We start from the raw sequence: 24779 nt of genomic DNA on the forward strand, positions 1-24779 counted from the left end.
CGCCAGGCCCCTCCAACCGGTAGCGATCCAGCCACTTGTAACCGGTCTTGCGACTGATCTCGTAGCGCTCGCAAAGCTCCGTCATCGTCCACAAGCCGGTTCGCTGTTCCGATATGAAGCGTACCCGTTGGTCCATTGCACAGCTCTCTCGCCAAGGCATCGGCTGATCCTCCCAGCCGATAGAGAACTGTCACCCGTCCATCCGGTCTACTGTGTTACCCAATCTATCCGGTTTGGACACATTCTTCCCTTCTCCCCTTGCGGGAGAAGGTGGCATAGGCGGCCTTCGGCCGCCGTTCTCAAGAACGCCGAAGCGAAGCTTCGGCTACGGCGCCGGATGAGGGGTTCTCTCCGCGAACGCGCCTGCCGAGACACACCCCTCACCCAAGCGAGCTTTCGTCCACCTGCGTCGCTGCCCTCTCCCACAAGGGGCGAGGGCGCAGCAATGCGCATCGCGCGCGTTGCTGGATCGTCACGGAGAGGGGAACACTGCCAGATCCAAAAACCGACCAAGTGTTGCCCGCGCGCTATGGACGCGATTTTGGTCGGCTGCCATAAGCCTGCGCAACATGGTTACCGCGAAGCAGTTTGGCGGAACCGGTGAGATGCTAACTAATTATGAACCTGTCGCTGTCTATTTGAAACGAATTGGCAGAGACAGGGGACGAGGACCATGGCTGATCGCGGCGCACTCAAATTCGTTGGATTCATCTTCGCGACCGCGACGCTGGCCGTGATGCTGGTCGCCGGCATGGTGGTGAAGGGCTATGCCGATGGCGCCTACACGCTGGAAGCCTCGACCGTGGAAGCCGCCTGGTAAGGCTTCGTTGATTTTACGGGGCCGGCCTCCGGCCCTGTGTCAGCGGCTATAGACGAACGCCAGCACCGCGATCGCAACCGCCAGCAATCCGACAAAGCGCAGCATGATCGTGCCGAGCTGACTAGGCGCGGGCCGCAGCGATATAGGGTCCGTGTTGTCGGGCCGAATGCTTTCCATGACATGTCCCCTGAGCCCGGCCGTACCTGCACGGGCGCTTGGCATTGGTCGCCGGGGAGGGGCTGGGGGTTCAATTCGGGCGCTGGTCGCGCCACATTCTCCGCTGTCATGCCCCGGCTTGACCGGGGCATCCAGTACGCCGCGGCCTGTCGGTTCTTGCCTCTCCGTCTCGGAGGACTGGATCGCCCGGTCAAGCCGGGCGATGACACCTTCGTTGAGGAGAGTGTGCATCCCTCACACTCCAGAAATCAAAACCGCCGCGCTCCCTTCCGGGAACGCGGCGGCTGGTGATGCGGTGCTTTGCGATCAGCTGTTGCGCAGGCCGTCGGCGGCGCGCTTCCACTGCGCGACGTTGTCGGCGATCATGCGGGTCGACTTCATCGCGGCCTGGCTGAGCTGGGCGTAGCCGGAGATCTCGCGCTGGACGCGCTGGCCTTCGGCGTGCAGCAGGTCGCGCAGGCTCTCGAGCTCGGAGATCAAATTCTCGATCTCGGCGAGCGAGGTGCCGGCGACGCGCTGGATCAGCGAATTGACGTTGTTGACGGTCGCTTCCGCGCTCGGGTCGAGCGGCGGCGCGTCGGTGGTGCTCGACGCCGGACGGCGCAGATAGGCGATATCGTTGCGGACGAAATCGCGGATCCCAGCCTCGACCTCGGTCACGGCGGCAAGGTTGGTGTCGACCGTTTCGGTCTCAGTGGCTTCGATCTTTTCCGGGCGAATGGCGTTCATCGTTGTTCCCCTGTTCGCGTTGAGCGCAGCGCGAGTGTCCCCCGCACGACGACGTCTGTGAGGCAGCCCGCATCAGGGCGTCCGAATTTGACCGTAAATGGGCCGAGATGCGGCAAGGCCGGACCATTCGGGGGTTTTGCCGTGGCGTATGGTTAGGAGAGTGTGAACGGCGGCTAGGACGGCAAACCCATCCCCTCATGGTGGGGAGCGCGCCCCTTCGCGCGCGTCTCGAACCATGAGAGGCCCGGCTCTCGCAGCGGGCCTCGATCCTTCGAGACGCGCTCCTTCGGAGCGCCCGCAGGATGAGGGGAAGGAGTGAAGGCTCGGTCTACCAGCTCTTCTTGAAACCGGCCGTCACGCTCTTGTTGATCGCGCCTTGTGAGGTCTCGCCGACCGAGCCGGAGACGGTGACGTTGTCGAACAGCTTCTGCTCGGCCCCGAACTTGCGCAGCCATTTGTCGTCGGTGGTCGACAGCGTCTGGCCGGCGGTGATGCTGGTGCCGGTGTCGGTGAGGGTGACCTTGGCGGTCTGCTCGGTCTCGTAATTGCGCGTGACGTGGCCGCCGATGCCAGGGACTGCGGTGCTGCCCTGCTGGTTGACGCTGTAGCCGTTTTGCAGCGTCAGCGAGGTGTCGCCCGACAGCGGCACCGATTTGATTAGTGACGCCCCGATCTTGCTGTGCTCGGCGCCGGGATCGACCCGGGCTTCCACCGCGGTCTTGTCCCAGATCGAGCCCGCGCCGGGCGCGGTCGCCGCCGCCCAGGCGCTGCCGGAGGATTGCGGCAGGCTGCCGCCATTGGCGGCCTTCTGCGCCAGCAGCTCGGACATCGTCCGGGGCTCGCTCGCCACCGTCATGTCGGCGCCGACTCGGGTATCCCAGAACGAGAACACGGACTGCTTCACGGTCACCGCCGAGGAGCCGTTTGCATTGGGGTTCGACGACCAGTCCAGGCCCTCCTTGGCGGCGGCCTGGGCACGCTTCTTGGCGGCCATGGGGTCAATGCCGGTGCCGGCATCGACCGCGAGCTGGCTCCAGTCGAGCTTGTCGACATCGATGCCCTTGAGCACGTCGGGGTCGTTGACGTCGGGCGCCTCAGCGGCCTCGGTCTCCGTCTCTTCCGCAGCCGCTGTCGGCGGAATGATTTGCGCCGAGACCGTCAGCACCGAGCCCAAAATGAATACGGCCGCCAGCAATGGCAGCCTGGTCCAGCCAAACCCTGTCGAGAATTCCATCGTCCTGCCCGCGAGCCCCCGGCGCATGCTTTCCGGCAATATAATATATTGGCCGTCCGCAAAGACCATGCGCTATTCCGGCGCTGAAAATGCCGATTTATCGGTGCGGAATTGTGGCGGTTCGCCAGGGGACGCGAACCAACGGGCCGCGCGACAGGCGCGCGCCCGATGACGAGCTCGTGATGCGACGGCATCCGGCGGGGCTGGAGGCCAGGACGTCGCGATCGCCTTGTCATCGGTCCTGACAAGCGGGGGCCCGTTGGCGTCCCCCTCAGCCGACGCTGGTCATCTTCGGCAGATGAATGGCGCGGCCGAGTGCCTGCTCAACCAGGTCGAAGGTGTCGATCAGCACGCGCATGCTGACGAGCTTGCCCGCCCTGAACTGGGCGAATTGCGCCACGCGCAAGCTGATCGGCTTGTTGGAATCCAGGGCCGTCAGCGAATAGCGCAGCATCGAGGCGGCGGAATCGACGCCGAGCATGATGCTCTCGCGGTCGAAGCGGCGGACGTGGAAATTGTCGGCGAGCTGGCGGATGACGTCGAGCACGGCATCCTTGCCCTGGCGCGCGCCGAGGACGGGAACATGTCGATCGGGCCGTAGAGCGCCCACTCGACGTCCTCGTCGATCAGGGCTTCGATATCCCTAAAATGCCGGTCGTTGATCGCGCGGTGCAACGCACGCGAGAAACGCCAGAGGCTGTGCTCTGTCATTTGGGGCAGTCCTGAAGCTGGCTTGCGAAAGAAACGGAAAACAACCCCATGCACAGTCAGGTGCGGGGCTCAACTCGTTTGTATGCGAATAAAATACGGGATTTCGGCCAAAACGCAATTCACGTTTTCGCAATGCACCATTGAACGGGTTTTGTGAGATTTACAATAGAACCCCGTAATCTCCCGGGTCTCGGTGCGCTCTTCACCTCTCCCCGCTTGCGGAGGCGAGGTCGAATTCGATCGCAGATCGAATTCGGGTGAGGGGGTACAGGTCTCACCGCGATCTCAGGGGATGCGGGCGGGACAAAGGATCAATCCGCCCGCGCCCCCGTGATCAGCGGCCCGATCTCCCGCTCCAGCACCTGCTGCACAAGGTCGTAGGAATCGATGATCTCGCGGATCTCCGCCACCAGCCCGCCGCGGAAGCTGTAGAACACCGCCATGTCGAACTGCACGACACGATCGTTGCTGCGCTTCCTGAAGTAAGCGTGCATATAGGTCGCGACCGCCTCGCCCTCGGCGACGATATGCGGCGCCTTGTAGCGAACTTCCGAATAGCGCGACCAGATCGTCTGCCACAGCTCGCGCAACTCGGCCTTGCCGTGGCGCGGCACCATGTGCGGCAGCAGGTCGATCGGCGCGTGGGTGAGGAAGTCGACGTCGTCGGTGCAGCAGGACAGCGCCGTCTCGATATCGCCGCGCGCGAAAGCGTCGAGCAGGTGCAGCACGCGTTGCCTGTTCAGCGATTCAACCGTCATGCTGCTCCCACCCTCGTTGGCAGTGGATTGCAAACGCTACCGCGGGCCTCGCGGGTCCATCAATCCGCAAAAACACAGGGTGCTTGCCGGTTATGACGCGCAGCGCCCAGGCGCGTTCAAGGGCAGCAATGGCCGGTTGCGCACTTGTCTGCGTGCGGGCTTTTGCACCTTGCGATGACGCCGCACGCCTATCTGCGAGGCGCGTCTCGCCAGGGTGCTGGAACCCGGCCCCATCCGCGCTCGTTGAGGGGCCGACATCGCATCCGGAGACATCGATCATGAAATCTCTCGTCGCCATCGCCACTGTGCTGCTCATGTGCAGCGCGACCTCCGCCGTCAACGCCAAGGGCTGCATCAAGGGTGCCATCGTCGGTGGCGTCGCCGGCCACTATGCCGGTCATCACGGCGCGCTAGGCGCCGCCGGGTGCCTCTACGGCCGACACCACGCCAAGGAGCAGGAGAAGCAACGGCAGCAGAGCCAGATCAACGGGCAGGGAAGCTGTAGGGGCACGAAAAACTTCAACCCATGTGCTTCTGTCCGCCATGCCCGGATGGTAAGTTCCAGCCGCAAACGTTGGGGTTGAGTCGGGCGAGGGAAAAATGGCGGTCGGGAAGTTCTTGTGGGGCATCGTCCTCGCAATTCTGTTCCTGTATTTCCTCATTCGTTTCAGAAAAAGCGCAGTCCGCTCGCCGGGCGTCAAGTACAACCGGCTCGGCGTTGTGCTGTCGTTCTCAACGGTCGGCCTGGTCATTTACCTCGTATTCTTCCGTCAGCTCTGACGCCGTCGCCGGTCCGCCTACCGCAGTTTCTCGGCAGGCGTGACCCATCTCACATCAGCTCACGGGCACCGTCACTAACGTCATCCCCATGTCATCAGGGAGATCTGCCATGGCTACCATCGCCGCCAGAAAGTCCCGCCTGCACAACGCGCTCGAAGGCCTCGCGCTGACCGCGATCCTGCAGAGCTTCCCGACCTTCGCCACTGCGGCCTTCCTGCTCAAGCTCGTCGGCAACCACGACCTCGTCGGCGACCCCGGCGTCGCCATCTTCGTCGCCATCGCCTCGCTCGCCCACGCCATGCTCGCGGTGACGCTGGGGCCGAGCTTCCCTGGCTTGTTCAAGACCGTCTATGAGCCAAAGTTCTTCGAGGCCCATCTGTCGCTGTCCGACAAGATCACGGCATGGCGCACCCAGCCGGTCGCCTCGCTCCAGCTCGTCACCATCGTGCTTCTGCTGTCGGTAATGGCCGTGGTGACGGCGAGCGTGGGGTGAAAGGAAAATCTCTTCCTCGTCATTCCGGGGCGCCGCAAAGCGGCGAGCCCGGAATCCATAACCACGAAGGGCAGGATGAAGCGTTGCAGTCCCTACCTCTTCTTCCACCCCCCGCGCCTTCCCGGCGCGCCGCCCGTCGACTTCGGTGCAGGCCCGAACTCCGGCCCCGACTGCCGTGAGTCCGTCGGCTGGATGATCCGGCTGGTGCTGCCGAACGGCTTTGACGGCAGCGCGCGGCTCTCGCGATACGGCAGCGATTCCGGGCCGTGCATCTCGTCGAGATGCGGCTTGTGCACGCGGGAGCCCTTGCCGCCGCCGGCCTTGAGCGCCGTTGCGGCGCTCTTGTTCTTCATCGCGCTGACGGGGAGGTTGGCGGCGTCGCCGTACTTCTTCGTGCCGGCATAGGCGCCGGCCCTGCTCTGCACCGCGCGCTGCTTGGCGGTGGGGTCGTCCACCACGGCGAGCTCGGTGGCGCGCAGGCGCTTGACCTCGTCGCGCAGGCGCGCGGCTTCCTCGAAGTTCAGATCGGCGGCGGCCTCGCGCATCCTTGTTTCGAGATCGGCGAGCACGGCTTCAAAGTTGTGGCCGATCGAGATGACGTCGTCGGTCATGTCGTGGCCGCCGACCTCGACCAGCACGTGGTCGCGCTCGTAGACCGAGTTGAGGATGTCGCCGATCTGCTTCTTGACGCTCTCCGGCGTGATGCCGTTGGCGGTGTTGTACTCGACCTGCTTCTCGCGGCGGCGGTTGGTCTCGGCGATGGCGCGCTCCATCGATCCCGTCATCTGGTCGGCATAGAGGATTACCTTGCCGTCGACGTTGCGCGCGGCGCGGCCGATGGTCTGGATCAGCGAAGTCTCGCTGCGCAGAAAGCCTTCCTTGTCGGCATCCAAAATTGCGACCAGCGCGCATTCGGGGATGTCGAGGCCTTCGCGCAGGAGGTTGATGCCGACCAGCGCGTCGAACGCGCCCAAGCGCAAGTCGCGGATGATCTCGATGCGCTCGATGGTGTCGATATCGCTGTGCATGTAGCGGACGCGAATGCCCTGCTCATGCAGATATTCGGTGAGGTCCTCAGCCATGCGCTTGGTCAGCACCGTGATCAGTGAGCGATAGCCGGCTTGCGCGGTGGCGCGGACCTCGCCGACGAGATCGTCCACTTGCGTGCGGGCCGGGCGAATATCAACGGGAGGATCAATAAGTCCGGTGGGGCGAATGACCTGCTCGACGAACACGCCGCCGCTCTCGTTCAGCTCCCAGCCGCTCGGCGTCGCCGACACGGCGATGGTCTGCGGTCGCATCATGTCCCACTCCTCGAAGCGGAGCGGGCGGTTGTCCATGCAGGAGGGCAGGCGGAAGCCGTATTCGGCCAGCGTCGCCTTGCGGCGGAAGTCGCCGCGGAACATGGCGCCGATCTGCGGGATGGTGACGTGGCTCTCGTCGGCGAAGATCAGCGCGTTATCGGGCACGTATTCGAACAGCGTCGGCGGCGGCTCGCCGGGCCGGCGCCCGGTCAGATAACGCGAATAGTTCTCGATGCCGGCGCAGCTTCCCGTCGCCTCCATCATCTCGAGGTCGAAGGTGGTGCGCTGCTCCAGCCGCTGCGCTTCAAGGAGGCGCCCCTGATTATTGAGCTGATCGAGCCGCTGCTTCAATTCGAACTTGATCGACTTGATCGCCTGCACCAACGTCGGGCGCGGCGTCACATAGTGCGAGTTGGCGTACATCTTGATGAATTCGAGCTCGTCCTGCTTGTGGCCGGTGAGCGGATCGAACTCCTCGATAGTCTCGATGGTGTCGCCGAACAGGTTCACGCGCCAGGCGCGGTCCTCATAGTGCGCCGGAAAGATATCGATGACGTCGCCGCGCACGCGAAACGTGCCGCGGGTGAAATCGGCCTGGGTGCGCTTGTACTGCAGCGCGACGAGGTCCGCGATGAGCTGGCGCTGGTCGATGCGCTCGCCCTTCTTCAGCGCGAACGTCATCGCCGTGTAGGTCTCGACCGAGCCGATACCGTAGATGCAGGACACCGAGGCGACGATGATGACGTCATCGCGCTCCAGCAGCGCGCGCGTCGCCGAATGGCGCATGCGGTCGATCTGCTCGTTGATGGACGAGTCCTTCTCGATGTACGTGTCCGTCCGAGGCACATACGCTTCCGGCTGGTAGTAGTCGTAGTACGAGACGAAATACTCGACCGCGTTGTCCGGAAAGAAATTCTTGAACTCGCCATAGAGCTGGGCGGCCAGCGTCTTGTTCGGCGCCAAGATCAGCGCCGGGCGCTGTGTCGCCTCGATCACCTTGGCCATGGTGTAGGTCTTGCCCGAGCCGGTGACGCCGAGCAGCACCTGCGAACGGTCGTTGCGGTTGACGCCCTCGACCAGCTCGGCGATCGCCGTCGGCTGGTCGCCTTTGGGTTCATAGGACGACTTGATCTCGAAGCGGACGCCGCCTTCGGACTTTTCCGGGCGCGGCGGCCGGTGCGGCGTCCACACCTTCATGGAGCCGTCGTCCTTGCGGAACTCCGGGCGGCCCTCGCGGATCAGCGATTCCAGTGCGTCGGCGGTCGCCTTGACGCCGAGCGCCTCCATCTTGGAACGCGGCGGACGCGCCAGCGCCTCGGCATCGTCCTCCTCGGTCGGCAGTCCGAGCTGCCGCGCCAGTTCCGGATCGAGTGTCGGGATCGTGGCCGCGGTGCCGTAATTGGCCTGCGGTGCCTCCTCCAGTCCTGCCGGGCGGTCGCTGGGGAAGTCCTTCGGCGTCGAAGCGCGCGCGCGATGCGCCGCAGCCTCGCCGCCGGCGCGACGGTCGCGCGAATTGTCCGGCGGTGGCTGCAGCCCAGTGCCCGATCCAAGCCCGGCATCGCCGCGATTGATCGCGGGATTGAGCAATTCGGCCAGCGCCGGCCCGATCGGCTGCACGTCGGGCCGATGTGCTTTGGATTTGGGGGATTTGCCGGATTTTTCGGGAGATGCAGGTTTCTTCGCCATGGGGCGAATATGGGACGAGTCCGCCCCGCGATAAAGGGCGAATGCCCGTTGCTATGCAGGCTGCTGACAGCAGGTTGGCAGCACTGACGGAGGGCGGTTCGACCGGGTCGGGGCAGCACGCCGCCCCGTCCGAAGCGCTCGGGGCGCGAACTCCGGGTGGCGCGGTGAAGCTTGCGCAAGTGAGACTCGCACGTCTTCGTGCCGAGCTTCATCTTGTGGGCGCGGTTGCCAAACGAAACATCTCATGATTGTATGAGTGCGGAACCTTTGGGGGAAGGGTCGCCATGCCGCTCATTGAAGCCGCGCTCGCTTTCGCGATCACCATGCTCGCTCTGTCGCTGGTCTGCTCGTCGCTGGTCGAGGTCGTGCATCGCACCTTGAAGCTGCGGGAGCGCGGCCTTCAGTACATGCTGGGCCAGCTGTTCGATCAGGTTCTTTCGAAATATCTGGCTCCCCTGGCAGCATCGAAGCTCGCTGACCAGGCCTATCTCACGAAACTGGCCGGTCTGAAGAAGATACAGGTGGCAGACGTCACACCCATGCATGTGATGGACACCTTGCGGAGCGCCTTCATCGAGCGGATGACGGCCAACCGTGTCCCGGTCGGGTTGCCCCCGGACCCAACTCTGGTGTCGAAGCCGCCCGAGAACGCAACGAAGCCGTCGCTTCGCCTCGGCAATCTATGGGGCGGCCGTCGAGTGACCGAGCTGTCGCTCGTCGACTTCATGGAGCGCCTCGGCAGCGCTGAGGTTGGGATGGAGATCAAGGCCAATGTGGACGCCGCGGCCACGGCGGCGGGTGCAAGCGCGGCCGACGCCGTCGATGTCGTGCTGAAGGACATCGCTCAGAAGTTTGAAGGCTTCGGCAAGGATGCCGGCGTCTATTTCCAGGGTCGCGCACGCATGATGTCGGTCGCGATCGCGATCGTGCTCGCCTTCGTCGTGCATGTCGACGCAGTCGATTTGTTCAAGACCTATCTGCGGGATCCAAATGCGCGGGCGAAGGTCATCGAGCAGGCGCAGGCCGTAACCGCGCAATATAAAGCGAGCGCTGACGCTGCTCAGGCATTGGCAAATCTTGCCAATGAGAAAGTCACGCCGCCGCCGGACGCGAAGGAGCAGGTTGAGCAACTGAAAAGGACCTGGAACGACGCGCTGAGCCATGTCACGACGACCGCCACGCAGTTCTCCGACCTCGGTGTACCGCTGGGCTGGACGCCCGAACGGATCAAAGACGCGGGCATGTATATTCTTGTCTGGAGTTGCCTCAACAAGGAAACCAAGGAGAGCGAAGGGTTTGGGAAACTCATGCATGCCTGCGCCGCCGACGACCCGGGTTACAAGGGTGCGCAAGGCACGCAGTACAAGGATATCTGGTTCGGGGTGCCGACCGTCCCACGCGCCTGGATTTACTTGATCCTGGGCGGTCTGCTGATCGGACTGGGTTCGCCATTCTGGTACGACGTCGTCGTCAACTTGACCAATTTGCGCGGTGCGACACGGGCACCGACGACGCCCCCCGTACAGGCTGCGGCGCCGAACGACAGGCCTCAGCCGAGCACACCTGTCGGCGCCTTTCAGGTCTCCAACAAGGCAGCGCAATTGGCGCGATGAAGGACGCGGAGCGGGGCTGTTGCCGCGCGTCCGGACGTCCAAGACCGTCTACGGCATTTGCAGTGTGATTTTACATTGATGTTTTCAGGAGAAGCTGATGGCACGGCAAGCCAAGGCTCGTGTTTCGAGCGAGCAGACCGACAAGCTTACGCACGAGCTGGTTGACAAGCGCCCTTGGGACCGGCGGCGCGTTCGGAGCTGGAACGAGTTCCAGAATCACATCGAGCGCTATCTGGACGGCAACTACCTCTTTCGTGGCGTTGCCTCGGTGCGGTTTCCTCTCGTGACCTCCGTGGGCCGCCAACGCGAGGGCTACGAATATTCGGAGGCGCGCGAGCAGGCCTTGTTCAACCAATTCAAGCGCGAAGCGTTGCCGTTCCTGCCGGTCCGGCCCGCCAGCAACTGGGAGTGGCTTGCACTTGCACAACATCATGGTGTGCCGACGCGTCTGCTGGATTGGTCGGAATCACCCTCCGTGTCGTTGTTCTTCGCCGTGTGGGGAAATGACGAAGAAGATGCCGGCCTCTATATCATCCGCCGGCCGGAGGAAGTTAAGCCCGGCGACCTCGAACAACAATCTCCCTTCGGCGTGACGGACGTTGCTTTCTTTTATCCGGGTTACGTCACACCGCGTCTGGTATCGCAGCGTGGGCTCTTCACCGTTCATCCGAAGCCCGATCAACCCTACCAAAGCGAGGACATGCAGCAGATCGTGATTGGCAAGGAGTGCAAGGCCGATTTCCGCAGAAAGCTGGACGCGAGCGGCGTCCATCATGCGGCGATCATGGCTGACCTCGACGGATTGTCGAGGCGTCTGATAGCTATTCAGAGTTATCGAGCGACTGCACTGTTGCCCGAGGCGCCGGTCGTGAGCTCCTCGGCTGGCACGGCGCGCGCTGGCACGCTCGCCAAGAGCAAAGCAAGGGTCGGCGCGATGTCGCCGAGTCCCCGGATCAATCCGAGAGATCCGCAAAAAGGCCAATGGGGCGGAAAGAGCACGAATAATGGTTGGAGAGTTACCGCGCGCGTCGCTGAAAGCGACACCGACTGGTTCAGGATTACCCTGACGGTGTCCGCGGTCCGCAGCGAGCACAAGGTGCTTTCAGGCGACGTCGTATTCCATCTTCACGATTCATTCGCGCAGTCCGTGTGCAGAGAGCCCGCCCGCAACGGCAAGGCTGTTCTGAAGCTCTGGGCGTACGGCGCCTTCACCGTCGGGATATTGATCGAGCATGATGGGACGATGCTGGAGATCGATCTTACTGAGGTACAAGGCGCGCCGGAGCTGTTTCGCGAGCGTTGACCTTAGAAAGTAACCTGCCTGTGCGGTTGCCTGGACCGCCTCATGCCGGCAGCGGCCCCTCGTCGTTCCCGGCCGTGACATCCGGCTCGAGGATGTCGAGATGGATGCCGCCGCAATCGGTGCAGCGCATGGTCCAGTACTCGCATCCGGCGCGGCCGCCGATCACGCGGAGCACCGCGAGATCGCCGTCGCATTCCGGGCAGTTGGACAGCACCGCGCGGGCGTAGATCCGCGGCCGCGCTGCGTTGATTTCGATGATGGACATGACCGGTTTTCCCCTTGCGCCGCCCTGTCTCTGGTCCGCCCGCGGACCCGTTGGTCTATTCGTCGCTGTCGGCCCGCCGGCGGAAGCGATCGATGTGGTGCTTGGCATCGGCAATCGCGGCATCGCGATCGGGCCAGGCGAAGCCGACTTCCATGGCAGGAAACAGCACGCCGTCGATGGCCACCGGGCTGAAATCGGCACGCCGGATTCGCGCGTGCCACAGCCCCTTGCCAGCTTCGAAGGATTCGATGTCAAAGCCGTCGTAAAGGGTCGTCATAGTGTAGGTCCCACGTTTCTTTTCGGAGGGTCAGGGGACCACGTTTGCGGATTCTGGGATGTGAAGCCGTTCACACGTGGTCGGCTTTTTTGCCCCAGGGCTTATCGAAGAGGCTTCAGGTCCGCGCCGCGGTGCGGCCGATCCGCCGCGGGCGGGCGGCGGGTTCCGACGCCGCCCGCATGATCCAGCGGCGGAAGGCGGCAAAGTCGCGCTGTTCGGTCTGAAAGCTGCGATAGAGCAGGTACCAGCGCATGCCCTTGGGCACCGAGAGGTCGAATGGCGCCACCAGCCGGCCGGCAGCGAGATCGTCGTCGATATAGGGGCGGATGCCCATGGCGATGCCGAGCCCGTCGGCGGCGGCCTGGAGCGCTTGGCCGTAGAACTGGAACTCGGGCCCACGCGCGTTGATCCGCGCAGCGCCTGCGGCCTTCAGCCAGATTGGCCAGTCCTCGGGTGAGTGCGCGACGCGGATCAGGCTTGGTCCCTTCAAATCGGCCGGACGCTTCAGGCCGCCCGCGAGGCGGGGCACGCAGACGGGGGTGAGATCGCCGGCGAACAGCGGCTCGGCGACGAGGCCGGGCCAGTCGCCGGTGCCGAGCTTGATGCCGCAGCTCCAGTCCTCGCCGAACGGCACCGCGGCGCCGCCGGTGGTGAAGCGCACCTCGATGTCGGGCTCCTCGCTGCGAAACTCCGACAGGCGCGGGATCAGCCAGCGCATCGCAAAGGTGTGGCCGACACCGATGGTGAGCACGCGCACGCTGGCAGGTGCCGTCACCTGTGCGGTGAGGCTCGCCAGCGCATCGAAGATCGGGGTCAGTCCGCCCTGATAGGCGCGGCCGGCCTGCGTCAGCACCAGGCGGTTGGCCTTGCGCTCGAACAGCGCGACGCCGAGCCGCTCCTCCAGCAGGTGCACCATGCGGCTGACGGCGGCCGCCGAAACGCTCAGCTCCAGCCCGGCCGCAGCAAAGCTGCCGGTCCGCGCCGCCGCCTCGAACGCCTTGATGCCGTTGAGAAACAACAGCCGCCGCAAATGATCCACCCTCAGGAAAGCTGATGCCAGGGCAAGATAACTCAGTTTGCGAAGGGGGAGCAAGCGAGGCAGAAGAATGAGAGTAATTTCAAGTTGATTTACCGGGAGGCGCCGCTGCCTTCGCCTCTCCCCGCCTGCGGGGAGAGGCCGGATTGCATCGAAGATGCAATCCGGGTGAGGGGGACTCTCCGCGAGTCCAACTATCACCGTGATTGCGGACGCGGCCCCTCACCCCACCCTCTCCCCGTAACAACGGGGCGAGGGAGTGAAGCAGTTTGCGTCCCTCACTCGCCTATCAGGAGATACCCTCGTGACGCCCATCATGATCGCTGCCCTCGGTTTGCTGATGGTCGCCACCGCGTTCCTGTCGGGGCTGTTCGGCATGGCGGGCGGGCTGATCCTGATCGGCGTGCTGCTGGCCCTGATGCCGCTGCCGACCGCCATGGTGCTGCATGCGATCACGCAGATGGCCTCGAACGGCTGGCGCGCGTTCCTGTGGCGGGCGCATATCCGCTGGCGGCCGGTCGCGAACTATATGGTCGGCGCCGCCGTCGCGCTCGCCGCCTGGTCGCTCACCCGCTACGTGCCGGACAAGCCGACGGCGCTGCTGTTACTCGGTATCACCCCGTTCATGGCGCGGCTCTTGCCCGCGAACATCAAGGCGGATCCGGACCGGCTCTGGCAGGGCACGGTCTATGGCACGATCTGCATGGGGCTGATGCTGATGACCGGCGTCTCCGGCCCACTGCTCGACACCTTCTTCCTCGGCGGCGATTTCGGCCGGCGCGAGAAGGTGGCGACGAAAGCGATGTGCCAGCTCGTCAGCCATTTCACCAAGCTGGTCTATTTCGGCAGCATCATCGATCAGGCGGCGAGCCTCGATCCCGTGCTCGCCGGCGTCGCGATTGCCGCCTCGATGCTCGGCACCACGCTGGCGCGGCGCATCCTGGAAGCGATGACCGACCAGCAGTTCATCGCCTGGTCCAACAAGCTGATCACCACCATTGCCTGCTACTACATCGCCCATGGCGGCTGGCTGTTGCTTCGTGCGCCGGTTCTGGCCGCCTTCGACAAGGGAGGTTTGCAATGAGCGAGGCTGCCGATCCGCTGGTGCTGGACTTCGTCGAATGGGTGGCCCGCGAGCCGCGCGCCTATGCCGAGGTGATCGCAACCTGGAAGACCTCGTGCCCGCGCCTCACCATCTGGGAGGACGCCGCCGACCGCGGCTACGTCGCCCGCGAGACGGTTGCCGGCCTCGGGCTGGTGATCGCGGTAACCAAGGACGGCGAGAGGCTGCTGCGCACCAACGGGCGGTGACTTTCACGACTGCTTCCACATCGTCATTGCGAGCGTAAGCGAAGCAATCCAGAATGTCTTTCGCGGCAGCAGTCTGGATTGCTTCGTCGCAAGAGCTCCTCGCAATGACGGAGCGTGTGGAGACAGCTTGCATGTCACTCAGATTGTTCGAACTCGTCGGCACCGATCCCTCGCGTCCCTTCAGCCCGTATTGCTGGCGCACGCGGATGGCCCTGGCGCATAAGGGACTATCGGCGGAATCGCTGCCCTGGCGCTTCACCGAGAAGAGCGTGCTTGCCCCGCACGGCTCGGAGAAGGTCCCGGTGCTGTTGCACGATGACAAGCCCGTGGTCGATTCCTGGACCATCGCGACCTATCTCGAAGACAATTTCCCGGATCGCCCGTCGCTGTTCGGCGGCGAGGGCGGCCGCGCGATGGCGCGCATGATCAATGCCTTCGGCGACATCGCCATCGTCGGCGGCATCTTTCCGCTCATCATCGCCGATATCCCGAAGAATTTGGCTGAGGTCGATGCCGCGTATTTCCGCAAGTCCCGCGAGGCGCGCTTCGGCGGCAAGTCTCTCGAGGAGATCATGGCGAGCCGCGATGCCGGCGTAATCGCGTTCCGCAAGTCGCTGGAGGTGATGCGCCAGACGTTGAAGACGCAACCCTTCATCGGCGGGGATGCGCCGAACTACGCCGACTACATCGTGTTCGGCGGTTTCCAATGGGCGCGCGTCGTCAGTCCGTTCAAGCTGCTCGAATCGGATGATCCGGTCTATGCCTGGCGCGAAAAACTGCTGAATGCGTTCGACGGCATGGCGCGCAAATCGCCGGGGTATGAAGTGTAACCTTCGGCCCGGATGGAGCGAAGTGCAATCCGGGAATCTTGCCCAGCGATTCCCGGATTACGCTTGCGCTCCATCCGGGCTACGCGCGGCCTCTGCCGCCGCCTTCCGCAAGCACTCCTGGCACAAACAATCCTGCCCCTCAATCGGCATCGGCAGCCGTGCCGTCTCCTCCGCGCACCAGCAATTGCCCGAGAGCTCGCAGCCGAACTCGGTGCCGCAGCGGGAGCAGGCCAGGCGGCGTGGTTCCTGCAACGCGGATTCTTTCGGATTTGTCATGATTTACGCCGAAGCTTCGCCGTCATTTTCATGTCGGGTTCATCTGTCGCTGCGGTATATTACGCGCCGCGCCCGTATCAGGAAAGCGGCTCCCAACGCGCGAAGGACAGACCGATGGCCCGCGATTCGCAAGCCGCCCTTATCGCGCTCAACCGCTTCGGCTTCGGCGCCCGCGGCGGTGCATCGGGCGATCTCATCAACGCAGCATCCGATCCGCGCGGCTTCGTGAAGGCGGAGCTCGCGCGTCCCAACGGCGTGCTGCTAGAAGCGCCGGGCCTGCAATCGACGCCGCAGCTCGGCCAGGCCGTGTTTGCCTATCAGGACCAGGTCAAGCAGGCGCGTGAGGCCGCCAAGGCCGCCGCGCCCGCCGAAACGCCGGCACAACCGCCTGCCGATCAGAAGCCCGCCCTGCGCCGCAATCTCTCGCTGAACGCAGCGGCGGAGATCACCGGCCAGATGGCCGATGCCAAGCCCGCTGATGCGCCGGTCAGGCCCGAGACCATGCAGCCGAACGCCGCGCCGCCTGCCGCAAAGCCCGCGCCGCAGCCGCTCAACGTGATCCAGAAAACCTTTCGCGCCGAGGTGCTGGCGCGCCTGCAGCGCGCGACACTGGTCGACTGCGGCCTCACCGAGCGGCTCGTCGTGTTCTGGTCCAACCATTTCTGCATCTCCGCCAGCAAGGGCGAGCTGGCGCGGATCTGGGCCGGCGCGTTCGAGCGCGAGGCGATCAGGCCGCACGTGCTCGGGCGTTTCGCCGACATGCTGAGGGCGGTCGAGCAGCATCCGGCGATGCTGTTCTTCCTGGACAACCAGCAATCGCTGGGGCCGGATTCGCGGGCGGGCCAAAACCGCAAGCGCGGGCTCAACGAAAATCTCGCGCGCGAGATCATGGAGCTGCATACGCTCGGCGTCGGCGGCGGCTATACACAAGGCGACGTCACCTCGCTCGCACGCATCATCACCGGCTGGACGTTTGCCGGAAGGCAGGGGCAGTTGGGGGTCCCCGGCTCCTTCGTCTTCAACGTCAATGCGCATCAGCCCGGGCCGCAAGTCCTGCTCGGCAAGACCTACGAGGCCACCGGGCTCGCGCAGGGCGAAGCCGCGCTCGCCGACCTCGCGCGACATCCGTCGACCGCGAATTTCATCGCCACCAAATTCGTCCGTCACTTCGTCGCAGATGATCCGCCGCCGGCGCTCGTTGCGCGGCTGCGCGACGTCTTCGTCAGGACCGACGGCGATCTCAAGGCGATGGCGACCACGCTCGTCGATTCCGACGAGGCTTGGCGCGCGCCGCTCACCAAGCTGCGCTCGCCTTACGATTTCCTGGTCGCGAGCGGCCGTCTGCTCGCGCGCGTGCCGGACGATCCCGGGGTATATCTCAACAGTCTCAACCTGCTCGGCCAGCCGCTATGGTCACCGCCGGGCCCCAACGGCTTCCCCGACACCAGCGCCGCCTGGGCCGCGCCTGAAGGCATCAAGCTCAGGCTCGACATCGCGGCGCAGATCGGCGCGCGCCTCGGCAACAACATCGATCCGCTCGACCTGCTGGAGTTCGCCGCGGCCGACGCGGCATCGATCGAAACGCGTCGCACCATCGAGCGCGCGGAGTCCCGACCGCAGGCGCTGGCGCTGCTGTTGATGTCGCCGGAAATGCAGAGGAGATGATGATGATCGACTGCGTCGAGAACCGGCTCCTCACGTCGCGCCGTAGCCTCCTGCTCGGCGGCGCCTCCTTTGCAGCCTGGGCTTACCTGCCGAAATTCGCCCACGCGGCCGACGGGCGCGATCCGCGATTGATCGTGGTGATCCTGCGCGGCGCGCTGGACGGGCTCTCGACCGTCGCGCCGATCGGCGATCCTGATTACGCCGGCCTGCACGGATCGATCGCGCTCACCGCGGATGGTCCGCATCCCGCGATCATGCTCGACTCGTTCTTCGCATTGCATCCGGCGATGCCGGAGTTTGCGCGCATCTACAGGGATGGGCATGCCGCGGTGATCCATGCGGTGGCGACGCCCTATCGCGACCGCTCGCATTTCGACGGTCAGGACGTGCTCGAAAGCGGCTATGCCGGTCCCGGCCGCGTGCAGTCCGGTTGGCTCAACCGCGCGCTGGAAGCGCTGCCGCGCGGTGAGCGGGTGTCGAGCGGTCTTGCGGTCGGCCCGACCACGCCGCTGGTGCTGCGTGGCAATGCACCGACCGTCGGCTGGGCGCCGGTGGCGCTGCCGCAGGCGGATGACGACACCGCGATGCGGCTCGTCGAGCTTTATCGCCACCGCGATCCCGCACTGGCGATGGCGCTGTCGCAAGGCCTTCAGCTCGACAAGCTCGCTGCCGGCGACGACATGAAGGCGACGCGCGGCAACGCCGTCGCACAGATGCGCCAAGTGGCGCGCGGCGCCGCCAAGCTGATGGCGGCCGATGACGGTCCGCGCATCGCCGCGCTCGCCTTCGACGGCTGGGACACGCATGCCAATGAGGGCGGCCCTGTGGGGCGTCTCGCCTTCCTGCTCGGCGGGCTCGATGGCGCGCTCGCCGAATTCGAAAGCGGCTTGGGCAATCGCTGGCGCGACACCGTCGTGGTCGTCGCCACCGAGTTCGGCCGCACCGCGCGCATCAACGGCACCGACGGCACCGATCACGGCACGGCTACGGTCGCACTGCTCGCCGGCGGCGCCGTGAAAGGCGGCCGCGTCATCTCAGATTGGCCGGGCCTCAAGCTAGCGAACTTGTACGAGGGCCGCGACCTCAAGCCGACCACGGACTTGCGCTCCGTGATCAAAGGCGTGCTGCAGGACCAGTTCGGCTTGTCCGATCGCGTGCTCGCGGAGACGGTGTTTCCGGACAGCGCGGCCGTGAAGCCAGTGAAGGGGCTGGTCGTTTAAGCCGTCATTCCGGGGCGCGCGAAAGCGCGAACTATGATGCGCAATTGCGCATCTGAGAATCCATTCATCCACGGGTTTTGCCGCAAAAAGGATTCCGGGCCCGCGCCTTGCGGCGCGTCCCGGAATGACGACATGATGAGCCGAACACCAGGAGACCTCCCGCATGTACATCGCCATGAACCGCTTCCGCGTCGCCAAGGGCTCCGAGTCTGCCTTCGAGCAGGTCTGGCTCACGCGCGACACCCATCTCGACAAGGTGCCCGGCTTCATCGAATTCCATCTGCTGCGCGGGCCGGAAGCCGAGGACCACACGCTATATGCTTCGCATACCGTGTGGGCGAACCACGCAGCCTTCGAGGCCTGGACCAAGTCGGAGGCGTTTCGCGCGGCGCATCACCGGGCGGGCGACAACAAGCCGCTTTATCTCGGCCATCCCCAGTTCGAAGGTTTTGAGGTGATGCAGACCGTGGGGCGCGGCGCGAAGTGACGCTGCCGCAAAAAAATGCGGCCCCTGTCAGACGCGGCGACTGACGGGGACCGCTTGGGGCGCTTGATCGGTGACGGGGGCCTGACCAGACGCAAGGCCAGCGTAACCTTGCTATGTAACGCGCGGGTGACAGGTGGAGTTATCCACAGGGCTCCAGCGCGCCGGATTCAGAAGATCTTGCGATAGACGATGAAGCCGGATCGCTCCGCGATCTTGTCGTACAGGCGCTGCGCCGTGAGATTGGTCTCATGCGTCTGCCAGTAGACGCGCGGCGATCCCGCCAGTTTTGCCCGCTCATAGACGCCATGGATCAGCGCCGAGCCGACACCCTTGCCGCGCGCGGCCTCGAGCGTGAACAGGTCCTGCAGATAGCAGGACGGCTCGATCGCGGTGGTGCTGCGATGAAACAGATAATGCGTCAGCCCGAGCAAGCGGCCGCCGTCCTCGGCGACCAGCGCGTGCATCGGCTCATAGGCATCGAAGAAGCGCTGCCACGTCATGCGCGTGATCTCGGGCGCGAGCGCGGTCGGGCCGGAGCGACCGTAAAATGCGTTGTAGCCGTCCCACAGCGGCAGCCATTGATCGTAGTCCTGCTTGGTGACGGCGCGAATGATGAGGGACATGTGAGAATTCCACGATCAGTGAAGGATCCTTCATACGTGATGAAGGGCGAGGCGATCAATTGTCTCAACAGTTGGATCGATATGCAGTCATGGCAACAGTGTGCCCATACCCCTCACCGGATCGCGCCGAACGATGCTTCGTATCGCCGGAGCGATCCGACCTCTCTCCGTAGAAGAGCGGGGAGAGGTTAAGACGCGCAGCATGCGATGTCCTGAGTGAGGGACGCACCGCTCTCTCACTCCCTCGTCCCGTTCTTACGGCGAGAGGGTGGCGTGAGGGGCTGCTTCCGCAAGCACCGGCACACGATGAGCGCACGGCGCAGTCGCATCACTCCGCGATGCGCAGATACCGGATCAGCCCGCGGTTTCCGGGGTCGCGCAGCGAACGATAGTAGTCGGCGCGCGAGGGCGCATCGGTGTGGCGCACGAGGTCGGTCACCGGGGTGTAGCTCAGCATCCGCCCGCCGTCGGGCAGCGCGGTGCAGACGAAGCGCAGCACCTCGCCGTTGCGCAATTTGATGTTGATCGGCGTGGCATCGCCGACCCGCACCATCTCCATGCGCTGCGCGATGAAGGTGCCGAGCTCGTCCTCGGGCAGCTCGAACGCGCCGGTGTCGCGGCCATGATACATCAGTGCGATGAAGGGCGGCTTGCCGTCGGCGACCTCGTCCGGTACCGCAAAATAATCGCGGAACGCGCGGTTGATGAATTCGGCCCGGGTCTCGGCATCGAGCAGCACGATGCCGATATCGACTTGGTCGAGCGCGGCCGACAGCCGCGCGGCCGTGGCGTGGCTCCGGCGCTCGGCTGCGAACGTGCCGAGCAGCCGCTCGCGCATCAGGCCGGTGATGCCGGCGGTGCCGGCAGCCGTGATGGCCAGGAGGCCGAGCCGGACCAGATCGGCGGGGCCATAGCCGGATACGCCGTGGTGGTGGAGGAAGAACAGCGCCGTGCCGATCACCGCGACAACCGCGGTCGTCATGGCGGAGGCGAGACCTGCGAGCGCGCCGGCGAGAGCCACGATACAGACGAACAGCGGCGCGGGCGAGGGCGTGGGGATAACGCGGTCGAAAAGCATTGCCAGCAGCAGGGCTGCTGCCGTCAGCGCCGGACCGGAGATCGCACGCCATCCGAACCGCATGGACCAGTCTCCCTCCTCCAGAACGAGGCAACGCCGCCACACTGACTGATTGTTGCGCGACGACGATGCGATTTCGCGCGGCGTGCTTAAGGTGCGCTTGCGTGCAAGCGGAGGGTTTTCGGATGATTTTAGACCATGTGCGCGTGCTTGACGCGCTGTTGCAGCGTCGGCGCATTCAGCGTCGACGTCCCCGCGCCCTTGCGCGTGCCGACGATGATCAGCAGCGATGCCGCGACCAGGATGGCCGCAGTCAGGGTGATTGCAACGACTATCACAGGTGATTTCATCGACGTCCTGTCGCAATGCCGGTCGGCGCTGGGCCACGCGGCGCCCTGAAGGCTGGTCCAGGATGAAACGGGAATCAGACCGGCAGGCCCATCGCCATGGTCGCCTTGGTCGACAGCACCGTCAGGGTGACGATCAGGCACAGCGAGAGCGCGGCGACGGCGAGCGAGGCCGCAACCGCATGGGTGAGCCGGGAAGACGCAACGGTAGCGGATGGGCTCTGAAAGCCTGCCGTGCCGGACGTCCGCATCATGGTCTAAATCCTTCAACACGCGAGCGAATCACCCGCGATTTCCAGAAATTCACAGTTTCAACCGGCAATATTGCGGCGGCGATCGCGCTGAAAGTGGCGGGATTGCGGCAAGGATGGCCCTTATGCCCGTTATTCGCGGGAGCGGGTGGCGCCGTCAGGCGCCCGCCGCGATGCTGGCGGGGTCGTCGATGTCGGCCGGGCGCCATTCCATCGTCACGAAGCCGGGCGTGGCTTCGACGCGCTTCAGCCAGTCCCGGATCGCCGGGAAGGTCGACAGATCGAAGTCGCAGCGGTCGGCGAGATGGGTGTAGCCGTACAGCGCGATGTCGGCGACCGTGAGCTGGCGCGCGGCGAAATAGGCGCAGGTCTTGAGATGGTTCTCCATCACCTGGAGCGCGCCATAGCCGCGCTCCATCCAGTCCTCCAGCGAATGGGTCTGGAGGTCGCGGCCCCCCTTGACCAGCGACAGCCAGAAATAGGCCGCGCCGATGTTCGGCTCGAGCGCGTGCTGCTCGAAGAACATCCATTGCAACGCCTCGGCGCGGTCGATGCGGTTCTCCGGTGCGAGCGGCGTGCCAACGGCAAGGTACCAGAGGATGGCATTGGACTCGGCGAGATAGCGGTCCTCACCGACTTCGAGCAGCGGCACCTGCCCCGAGGGGTTCTTGCTCAGAAAGTCCGGCGTGCGGCTCTCGCCGCGCAGAATGTCCACCTCCACCGCTTCGTAAGGCAGGTTGAGCAGCGCCAGCGCAAGGCGGACCTTGTAGCTGTTGCCCGAGCGTTGCATCGAATAGAGCTTGTACATTCTGGGGTTCGAATCCGAGGACAAGAAGACGCGGCGCTCGTTGCCCCGCGAGGCGGCTAAACAATGATGCCGATGCGAATCCGCCGCAAGAGCCAGCCAATAGAAAAACTCGAAAACCCTACCGCACTGCAATGCTGCGGAAGATCATTTCCGCGCGACGATGCAATTCAGTTCACGCTTGCGTCAACGCCGGGAGATACTCTGTCGTGCATTGGTGTAAACAGCGTAGCGATTAGGGCGCTCTCACGAAATCAGTATGCCGTCATTCCCGGGCATTGTCCCGGGCATCCACGTTCTTCGCGCCGTGTGGCAAGACGTGGATGGCCGGGACAAGCCCGGCCATGACGGTGCAAAACCTCCCCACGCGCAGGCAAAATTGCTCCGAGGACAGGCCTTGCCGGATATGAGGAATTTGAGCGGCAAAGTTGCGGAATATTACGGGAGATCGCACCTCAAGCCGCTCGAAATTCGTAAACTTTTCCGGGATCGGGCCGAAGTTTCTTGCGGCGCAGCGGCACACGTCTTAGGGTGACGCATTCCCACAATCATAGTCGTGAGGCGAAAGGCTTCACGACGCTCGCCAGGAGATGATGATGTCCTTCCTTGCCGCTGCGCTCGACCGTGTGAAGCCGTCCGCGACCATCGCGGTCACGGATAAAGCACGCGCGCTGAAAGCGGCGGGGCGCAACGTCATTGGCCTCGGCGCCGGCGAGCCCGATTTCGACACGCCCGCCAACATCAAGCTGGCGGCGATCCGCGCCATCGAGGCCGGCAAGACCAAGTACACCGCGGTCGACGGCATCCCTGAGCTGAAGGAAGCCATCATCGCCAAGTTTCAGCGCGAGAACGGCGTTTCCTACAAGCCGAACCAGATCATCGTCGGCACCGGCGGCAAGCAGGTGCTCTACAACGCGCTGATGGCGACCATCAATCCGGGCGACGAGGTGATCATTCCCGCACCGTACTGGGTCAGCTACCCCGAAATGGTCGCGCTGGCCGGTGGTGAGCCGGTGCCGGTGGTCTGCCCCGCCGGAACCGGTTTCAAGCTGCAGGCGGAGGCGCTTGAGCGTGCGATCACGCCGAAGACCAAATGGGTCATCCTGTGCTCGCCGTCGAACCCGACGGGAGCCGCCTACACGAAGTCGGAACTGAAGGCGCTCACCGACGTGCTGATGAAGCATCCGGATGTCTGGGTGATGACCGACGACATGTACGAGCACCTCGTCTATGACGACTTCCAGTTCACCACCGTTGCGCAGGTCGAGCCCGGCCTCTACGACCGCACGCTCACCGTGAACGGCGTCTCCAAGGCCTATTGCATGACTGGCTGGCGTATCGGCTATGCCGGCGGTCCGGCGCATCTCATCAAGGCGATGGCGACGATCCAGTCGCAGTCGACCTCGAATCCGTGCTCGATCGCGCAGTGGGCTTCGGTCGAGGCGCTGAACGGTCCGCAGGAGTTCATTCCGGCCAACAACAAGGTGTTCAAGGAGCGCCGCGACCTCGTCGTCTCCATGCTCAACCAGGCTAGCGGCATCGAGTGCCCGCGTCCCGAGGGCGCGTTCTACGTCTATCCGTCCTGCGCCGGCACCATCGGCAAGAAAGCGCCGTCGGGCAACGTGATCTCGAACGACGAGCAGTTCGTCACCGAGCTCTTGGAGACCGAAGGCGTCGCCGTGGTGCAGGGTTCGGCCTTCGGCCTCGGCCCGGCCTTCCGTATCTCCTACGCGACCAAGACCTCGGACCTCGAAGACGCCTGCAAGCGCATCCAGCGCTTCTGCGGCAATCTGCGTTAGGCTTGTCGCGACAGTGCAAAATTGAAAAGGCCCGCTTCGTGCGGGCCTTTTTGTTCGTGTTTCGATAGGCGGAGTCGAATGGACTTTTGCTCTGGTCGGCGTTGTGCCCGGCCCCTCACCCGGATCACATCTGCGATGTGATCCGACCTCTCCCCGCGGAAGGGCGGGGAGAGGTTGAATAGTGCCGTGAGGGGCGCAGGCTCTCTCACTCCCTCGCCCCGTTCTTACGGGGAGAGGGTGGGTGAGGGGCCTCTCTCCGCGAATTCGATTCCAGATGCGTCCGATCTGGCACCGCCAGCACTCTTGTGGCATAGACAATCGCGCGGCGTGTGCCGCGTCCTTCCTGCTCGCATCAAACTCATCGCCGGAGACATTCATGCGCCGTTCGCTCCTCCTCGCCGGGCTCGCCGTCGCCAGCCTCGTTGCCTCTAGCGTCAGCGGCAGCGCGCAGCAGCGGATGGCGCGGGTCGGCGTGCTCGAATGCCGCGGCGGCGCCAGTGTCGGCTTTATCGTGGGATCGGTGACGCATCTCGGCTGCGTGCTGCGCGCCGACGGCTTGCCCGACGACCGCTACGTCGCGACCATCCGTAAAGTCGGTCTCGACATCGGCATCACCCAGGAGACGGCTTTGGCTTGGGGCGTGTTCGCGCCGGTCGACCGGCTCGGCCCGGGCGATCTCTCCGGCAATTACGCGGGCGCGCAGGGCAGCGCCTCGGTCGGCGTTGGCCTTGGCGGCAACGTGCTGGTCGGCGGCTCCAACAATTCAATCGCGCTCCAGCCGCTCAGCGTGCAGGGCCAGGTCGGCCTCAACATCGCCGCCGGCCTCGAAAGCCTGGAACTCCGTCCGGGCCGCTAACACTTTTGCGTGTGATCGCGCCGCGCGAAGCGGCGCGATTTTGCC

Annotated in this window: 28 protein-coding genes and 2 pseudogenes; 14 read left to right on the top strand and 16 right to left on the bottom strand. The window is 64.5% G+C overall.

The genetic code is table 11. From position 1 onward, the window contains the following. Positions 1 to 160 (bottom strand): helix-turn-helix domain-containing protein (locus YU9_RS51200; RefSeq protein ID WP_036018503.1); only part of this gene is annotated, 160 nt, incomplete at its 3' end. Between the two features lie 513 nt (positions 161 to 673). Between YU9_RS51200 and YU9_RS49255 the strand changes: the two genes are divergently transcribed. Continuing rightward, positions 674 to 820, top strand: a complete 147-nt coding sequence (locus YU9_RS49255) for a hypothetical protein (protein WP_027576077.1) — start codon at positions 674 to 676, stop codon at positions 818 to 820. A 39-nt stretch (positions 821 to 859) separates the two neighbouring features. On the opposite strand, the gene YU9_RS49260 is transcribed toward YU9_RS49255, so the two are convergent. The 5 genes and pseudogenes from YU9_RS49260 to YU9_RS0129850 all read right to left on the bottom strand — a co-directional run bounded on the left by YU9_RS49260 (position 860) and on the right by YU9_RS0129850 (position 4429). Then, positions 860 to 997, bottom strand: a complete 138-nt coding sequence (locus YU9_RS49260; RefSeq protein WP_198028317.1) for a hypothetical protein — start codon at positions 995 to 997, stop codon at positions 860 to 862. A 306-nt stretch (positions 998 to 1303) separates the two neighbouring features. Further along, complete coding sequence (locus YU9_RS0129835) at positions 1304 to 1726, bottom strand: hypothetical protein (protein WP_027576078.1); 423 nt, start codon at positions 1724 to 1726, stop codon at positions 1304 to 1306. Between the two features lie 328 nt (positions 1727 to 2054). After that, positions 2055 to 2960 (bottom strand): hypothetical protein, encoded by a 906-nt coding sequence (locus YU9_RS0129840; protein ID WP_027576079.1) that lies wholly within the window; start codon positions 2958 to 2960, stop codon positions 2055 to 2057. 271 nt (positions 2961 to 3231) lie between these two features. Continuing rightward, a pseudogene (locus YU9_RS42905) lies at positions 3232 to 3671 on the bottom strand (nuclear transport factor 2 family protein). A gap of 311 nt (positions 3672 to 3982) precedes the next feature. Continuing rightward, positions 3983 to 4429, bottom strand: coding sequence for a nuclear transport factor 2 family protein (locus YU9_RS0129850; protein WP_027576080.1), 447 nt, complete (start codon positions 4427 to 4429; stop codon positions 3983 to 3985). 278 nt (positions 4430 to 4707) lie between these two features. Between YU9_RS0129850 and YU9_RS42915 the strand changes: the two are divergent. The 3 genes and pseudogenes from YU9_RS42915 to YU9_RS0129865 all read left to right on the top strand — a co-directional run. Further along, a pseudogene (locus tag YU9_RS42915) lies at positions 4708 to 4932 on the top strand (hypothetical protein); the annotation flags it as partial. A gap of 97 nt (positions 4933 to 5029) precedes the next feature. Beyond that, entirely contained in the window at positions 5030 to 5209 is a 180-nt protein-coding gene (locus tag YU9_RS0129860; RefSeq protein ID WP_027576082.1) for a hypothetical protein, read from the top strand. A gap of 109 nt (positions 5210 to 5318) precedes the next feature. Continuing rightward, entirely contained in the window at positions 5319 to 5702 is a 384-nt protein-coding gene (locus tag YU9_RS0129865) for a hypothetical protein (protein WP_027576083.1), read from the top strand. Positions 5703 to 5794: 92 nt separating this feature from the next. Here the strand turns inward: YU9_RS0129865 and uvrB are convergent, their stop codons facing one another. After that, positions 5795 to 8692 carry an excinuclease ABC subunit UvrB gene (gene uvrB, locus YU9_RS42920; protein WP_051380572.1) on the bottom strand — a complete coding sequence of 966 codons (2898 nt, stop codon included), beginning with the start codon at positions 8690 to 8692 and terminating at the stop codon, positions 5795 to 5797. Positions 8693 to 9015: 323 nt separating this feature from the next. Between uvrB and YU9_RS0129875 the strand changes: the two genes are divergently transcribed. Together YU9_RS0129875 and YU9_RS44790 are read left to right on the top strand one after the other, a co-directional pair. Further along, positions 9016 to 10305: a hypothetical protein gene (locus tag YU9_RS0129875; RefSeq protein ID WP_156952206.1), complete on the top strand. Its 1290-nt coding sequence runs from the start codon at positions 9016 to 9018 to the stop codon at positions 10303 to 10305. Positions 10306 to 10402: 97 nt separating this feature from the next. Beyond that, on the top strand, positions 10403 to 11608 hold the full coding sequence (locus tag YU9_RS44790) for an FRG domain-containing protein (protein WP_051380573.1): 1206 nt from the start codon (positions 10403 to 10405) through the stop codon (positions 11606 to 11608). Between the two features lie 40 nt (positions 11609 to 11648). Here YU9_RS44790 and YU9_RS0129885 read toward each other — a convergent pair whose 3' ends face one another. The 3 genes from YU9_RS0129885 to YU9_RS0129895 form a co-directional block, all read right to left on the bottom strand. Then, complete coding sequence (locus YU9_RS0129885; RefSeq protein WP_027576085.1) at positions 11649 to 11873, bottom strand: hypothetical protein; 225 nt, start codon at positions 11871 to 11873, stop codon at positions 11649 to 11651. Between the two features lie 55 nt (positions 11874 to 11928). Beyond that, positions 11929 to 12150 carry a hypothetical protein gene (locus YU9_RS0129890; protein ID WP_027576086.1) on the bottom strand — a complete coding sequence of 74 codons (222 nt, stop codon included), beginning with the start codon at positions 12148 to 12150 and terminating at the stop codon, positions 11929 to 11931. A 115-nt stretch (positions 12151 to 12265) separates the two neighbouring features. Continuing rightward, on the bottom strand, positions 12266 to 13180 hold the full coding sequence (locus YU9_RS0129895) for a LysR substrate-binding domain-containing protein (RefSeq protein WP_027576087.1): 915 nt from the start codon (positions 13178 to 13180) through the stop codon (positions 12266 to 12268). Between the two features lie 310 nt (positions 13181 to 13490). Between YU9_RS0129895 and YU9_RS0129900 the strand changes: the two genes are divergently transcribed. From YU9_RS0129900 to YU9_RS0129910, 3 genes are all read left to right on the top strand, one after another. Beyond that, the gene (locus tag YU9_RS0129900; RefSeq protein ID WP_027576088.1) at positions 13491 to 14270 is read left to right on the top strand and encodes a sulfite exporter TauE/SafE family protein; all 780 of its coding nucleotides are present in this window, start codon (positions 13491 to 13493) and stop codon (positions 14268 to 14270) included. Continuing rightward, positions 14267 to 14497: a hypothetical protein gene (locus tag YU9_RS0129905; protein ID WP_027576089.1), complete on the top strand. Its 231-nt coding sequence runs from the start codon at positions 14267 to 14269 to the stop codon at positions 14495 to 14497. The genes YU9_RS0129900 and YU9_RS0129905 overlap by 4 nt, the downstream gene beginning before the upstream one ends. Positions 14498 to 14628: 131 nt before the next feature. After that, on the top strand, positions 14629 to 15327 hold the full coding sequence (locus YU9_RS0129910) for a glutathione S-transferase family protein (protein ID WP_027576090.1): 699 nt from the start codon (positions 14629 to 14631) through the stop codon (positions 15325 to 15327). A 57-nt stretch (positions 15328 to 15384) separates the two neighbouring features. On the opposite strand, the gene YU9_RS50295 is transcribed toward YU9_RS0129910, so the two are convergent. Continuing rightward, entirely contained in the window at positions 15385 to 15603 is a 219-nt protein-coding gene (locus YU9_RS50295) for a cysteine-rich CWC family protein (RefSeq protein ID WP_027576091.1), read from the bottom strand. 114 nt (positions 15604 to 15717) lie between these two features. Here YU9_RS50295 and YU9_RS0129920 point away from each other — a divergent pair, with 114 nt between their 5' ends. The 3 genes from YU9_RS0129920 (at position 15718) to YU9_RS0129930 (ending at position 18975) form a co-directional block, all read left to right on the top strand. Further along, positions 15718 to 17268 carry a DUF1800 domain-containing protein gene (locus YU9_RS0129920; RefSeq protein WP_027576092.1) on the top strand — a complete coding sequence of 517 codons (1551 nt, stop codon included), beginning with the start codon at positions 15718 to 15720 and terminating at the stop codon, positions 17266 to 17268. A gap of 2 nt (positions 17269 to 17270) precedes the next feature. Next, positions 17271 to 18488, top strand: a complete 1218-nt coding sequence (locus YU9_RS0129925; protein ID WP_036018511.1) for a DUF1501 domain-containing protein — start codon at positions 17271 to 17273, stop codon at positions 18486 to 18488. Between the two features lie 163 nt (positions 18489 to 18651). Further along, entirely contained in the window at positions 18652 to 18975 is a 324-nt protein-coding gene (locus tag YU9_RS0129930; protein ID WP_027576094.1) for an antibiotic biosynthesis monooxygenase, read from the top strand. Between the two features lie 167 nt (positions 18976 to 19142). Here YU9_RS0129930 and YU9_RS0129935 read toward each other — a convergent pair whose 3' ends face one another. The 5 genes from YU9_RS0129935 to YU9_RS0129955 all read right to left on the bottom strand — a co-directional run bounded on the left by YU9_RS0129935 (position 19143) and on the right by YU9_RS0129955 (position 22082). Next, positions 19143 to 19598, bottom strand: coding sequence for a GNAT family N-acetyltransferase (locus YU9_RS0129935; RefSeq protein WP_027576095.1), 456 nt, complete (start codon positions 19596 to 19598; stop codon positions 19143 to 19145). Between the two features lie 328 nt (positions 19599 to 19926). Beyond that, positions 19927 to 20739 carry a PAS-domain containing protein gene (locus YU9_RS0129940; RefSeq protein ID WP_027576096.1) on the bottom strand — a complete coding sequence of 271 codons (813 nt, stop codon included), beginning with the start codon at positions 20737 to 20739 and terminating at the stop codon, positions 19927 to 19929. Positions 20740 to 20867: 128 nt separating this feature from the next. Further along, a complete protein-coding gene (locus YU9_RS48260; protein WP_198028321.1) occupies positions 20868 to 21014 on the bottom strand; it encodes a hypothetical protein in 147 nt (48 codons plus the stop codon). Between the two features lie 86 nt (positions 21015 to 21100). Then, entirely contained in the window at positions 21101 to 21277 is a 177-nt protein-coding gene (locus YU9_RS49265; RefSeq protein ID WP_198028318.1) for a hypothetical protein, read from the bottom strand. Positions 21278 to 21431: 154 nt separating this feature from the next. Beyond that, positions 21432 to 22082, bottom strand: a complete 651-nt coding sequence (locus tag YU9_RS0129955) for a glutathione S-transferase family protein (RefSeq protein WP_027576097.1) — start codon at positions 22080 to 22082, stop codon at positions 21432 to 21434. A 593-nt stretch (positions 22083 to 22675) separates the two neighbouring features. Here YU9_RS0129955 and YU9_RS0129960 point away from each other — a divergent pair. Then, positions 22676 to 23878 carry a pyridoxal phosphate-dependent aminotransferase gene (locus YU9_RS0129960; protein WP_027576098.1) on the top strand — a complete coding sequence of 401 codons (1203 nt, stop codon included), beginning with the start codon at positions 22676 to 22678 and terminating at the stop codon, positions 23876 to 23878. Between the two features lie 376 nt (positions 23879 to 24254). Beyond that, positions 24255 to 24734 (top strand): DUF992 domain-containing protein, encoded by a 480-nt coding sequence (locus YU9_RS0129965; RefSeq protein ID WP_027576099.1) that lies wholly within the window; start codon positions 24255 to 24257, stop codon positions 24732 to 24734. Positions 24735 to 24779: the final 45 nt, after the last annotated feature.

This window comes from Bradyrhizobium sp. WSM1743, from assembly GCF_000473065.1.
GTDB lineage: Bacteria > Pseudomonadota > Alphaproteobacteria > Rhizobiales > Xanthobacteraceae > Bradyrhizobium.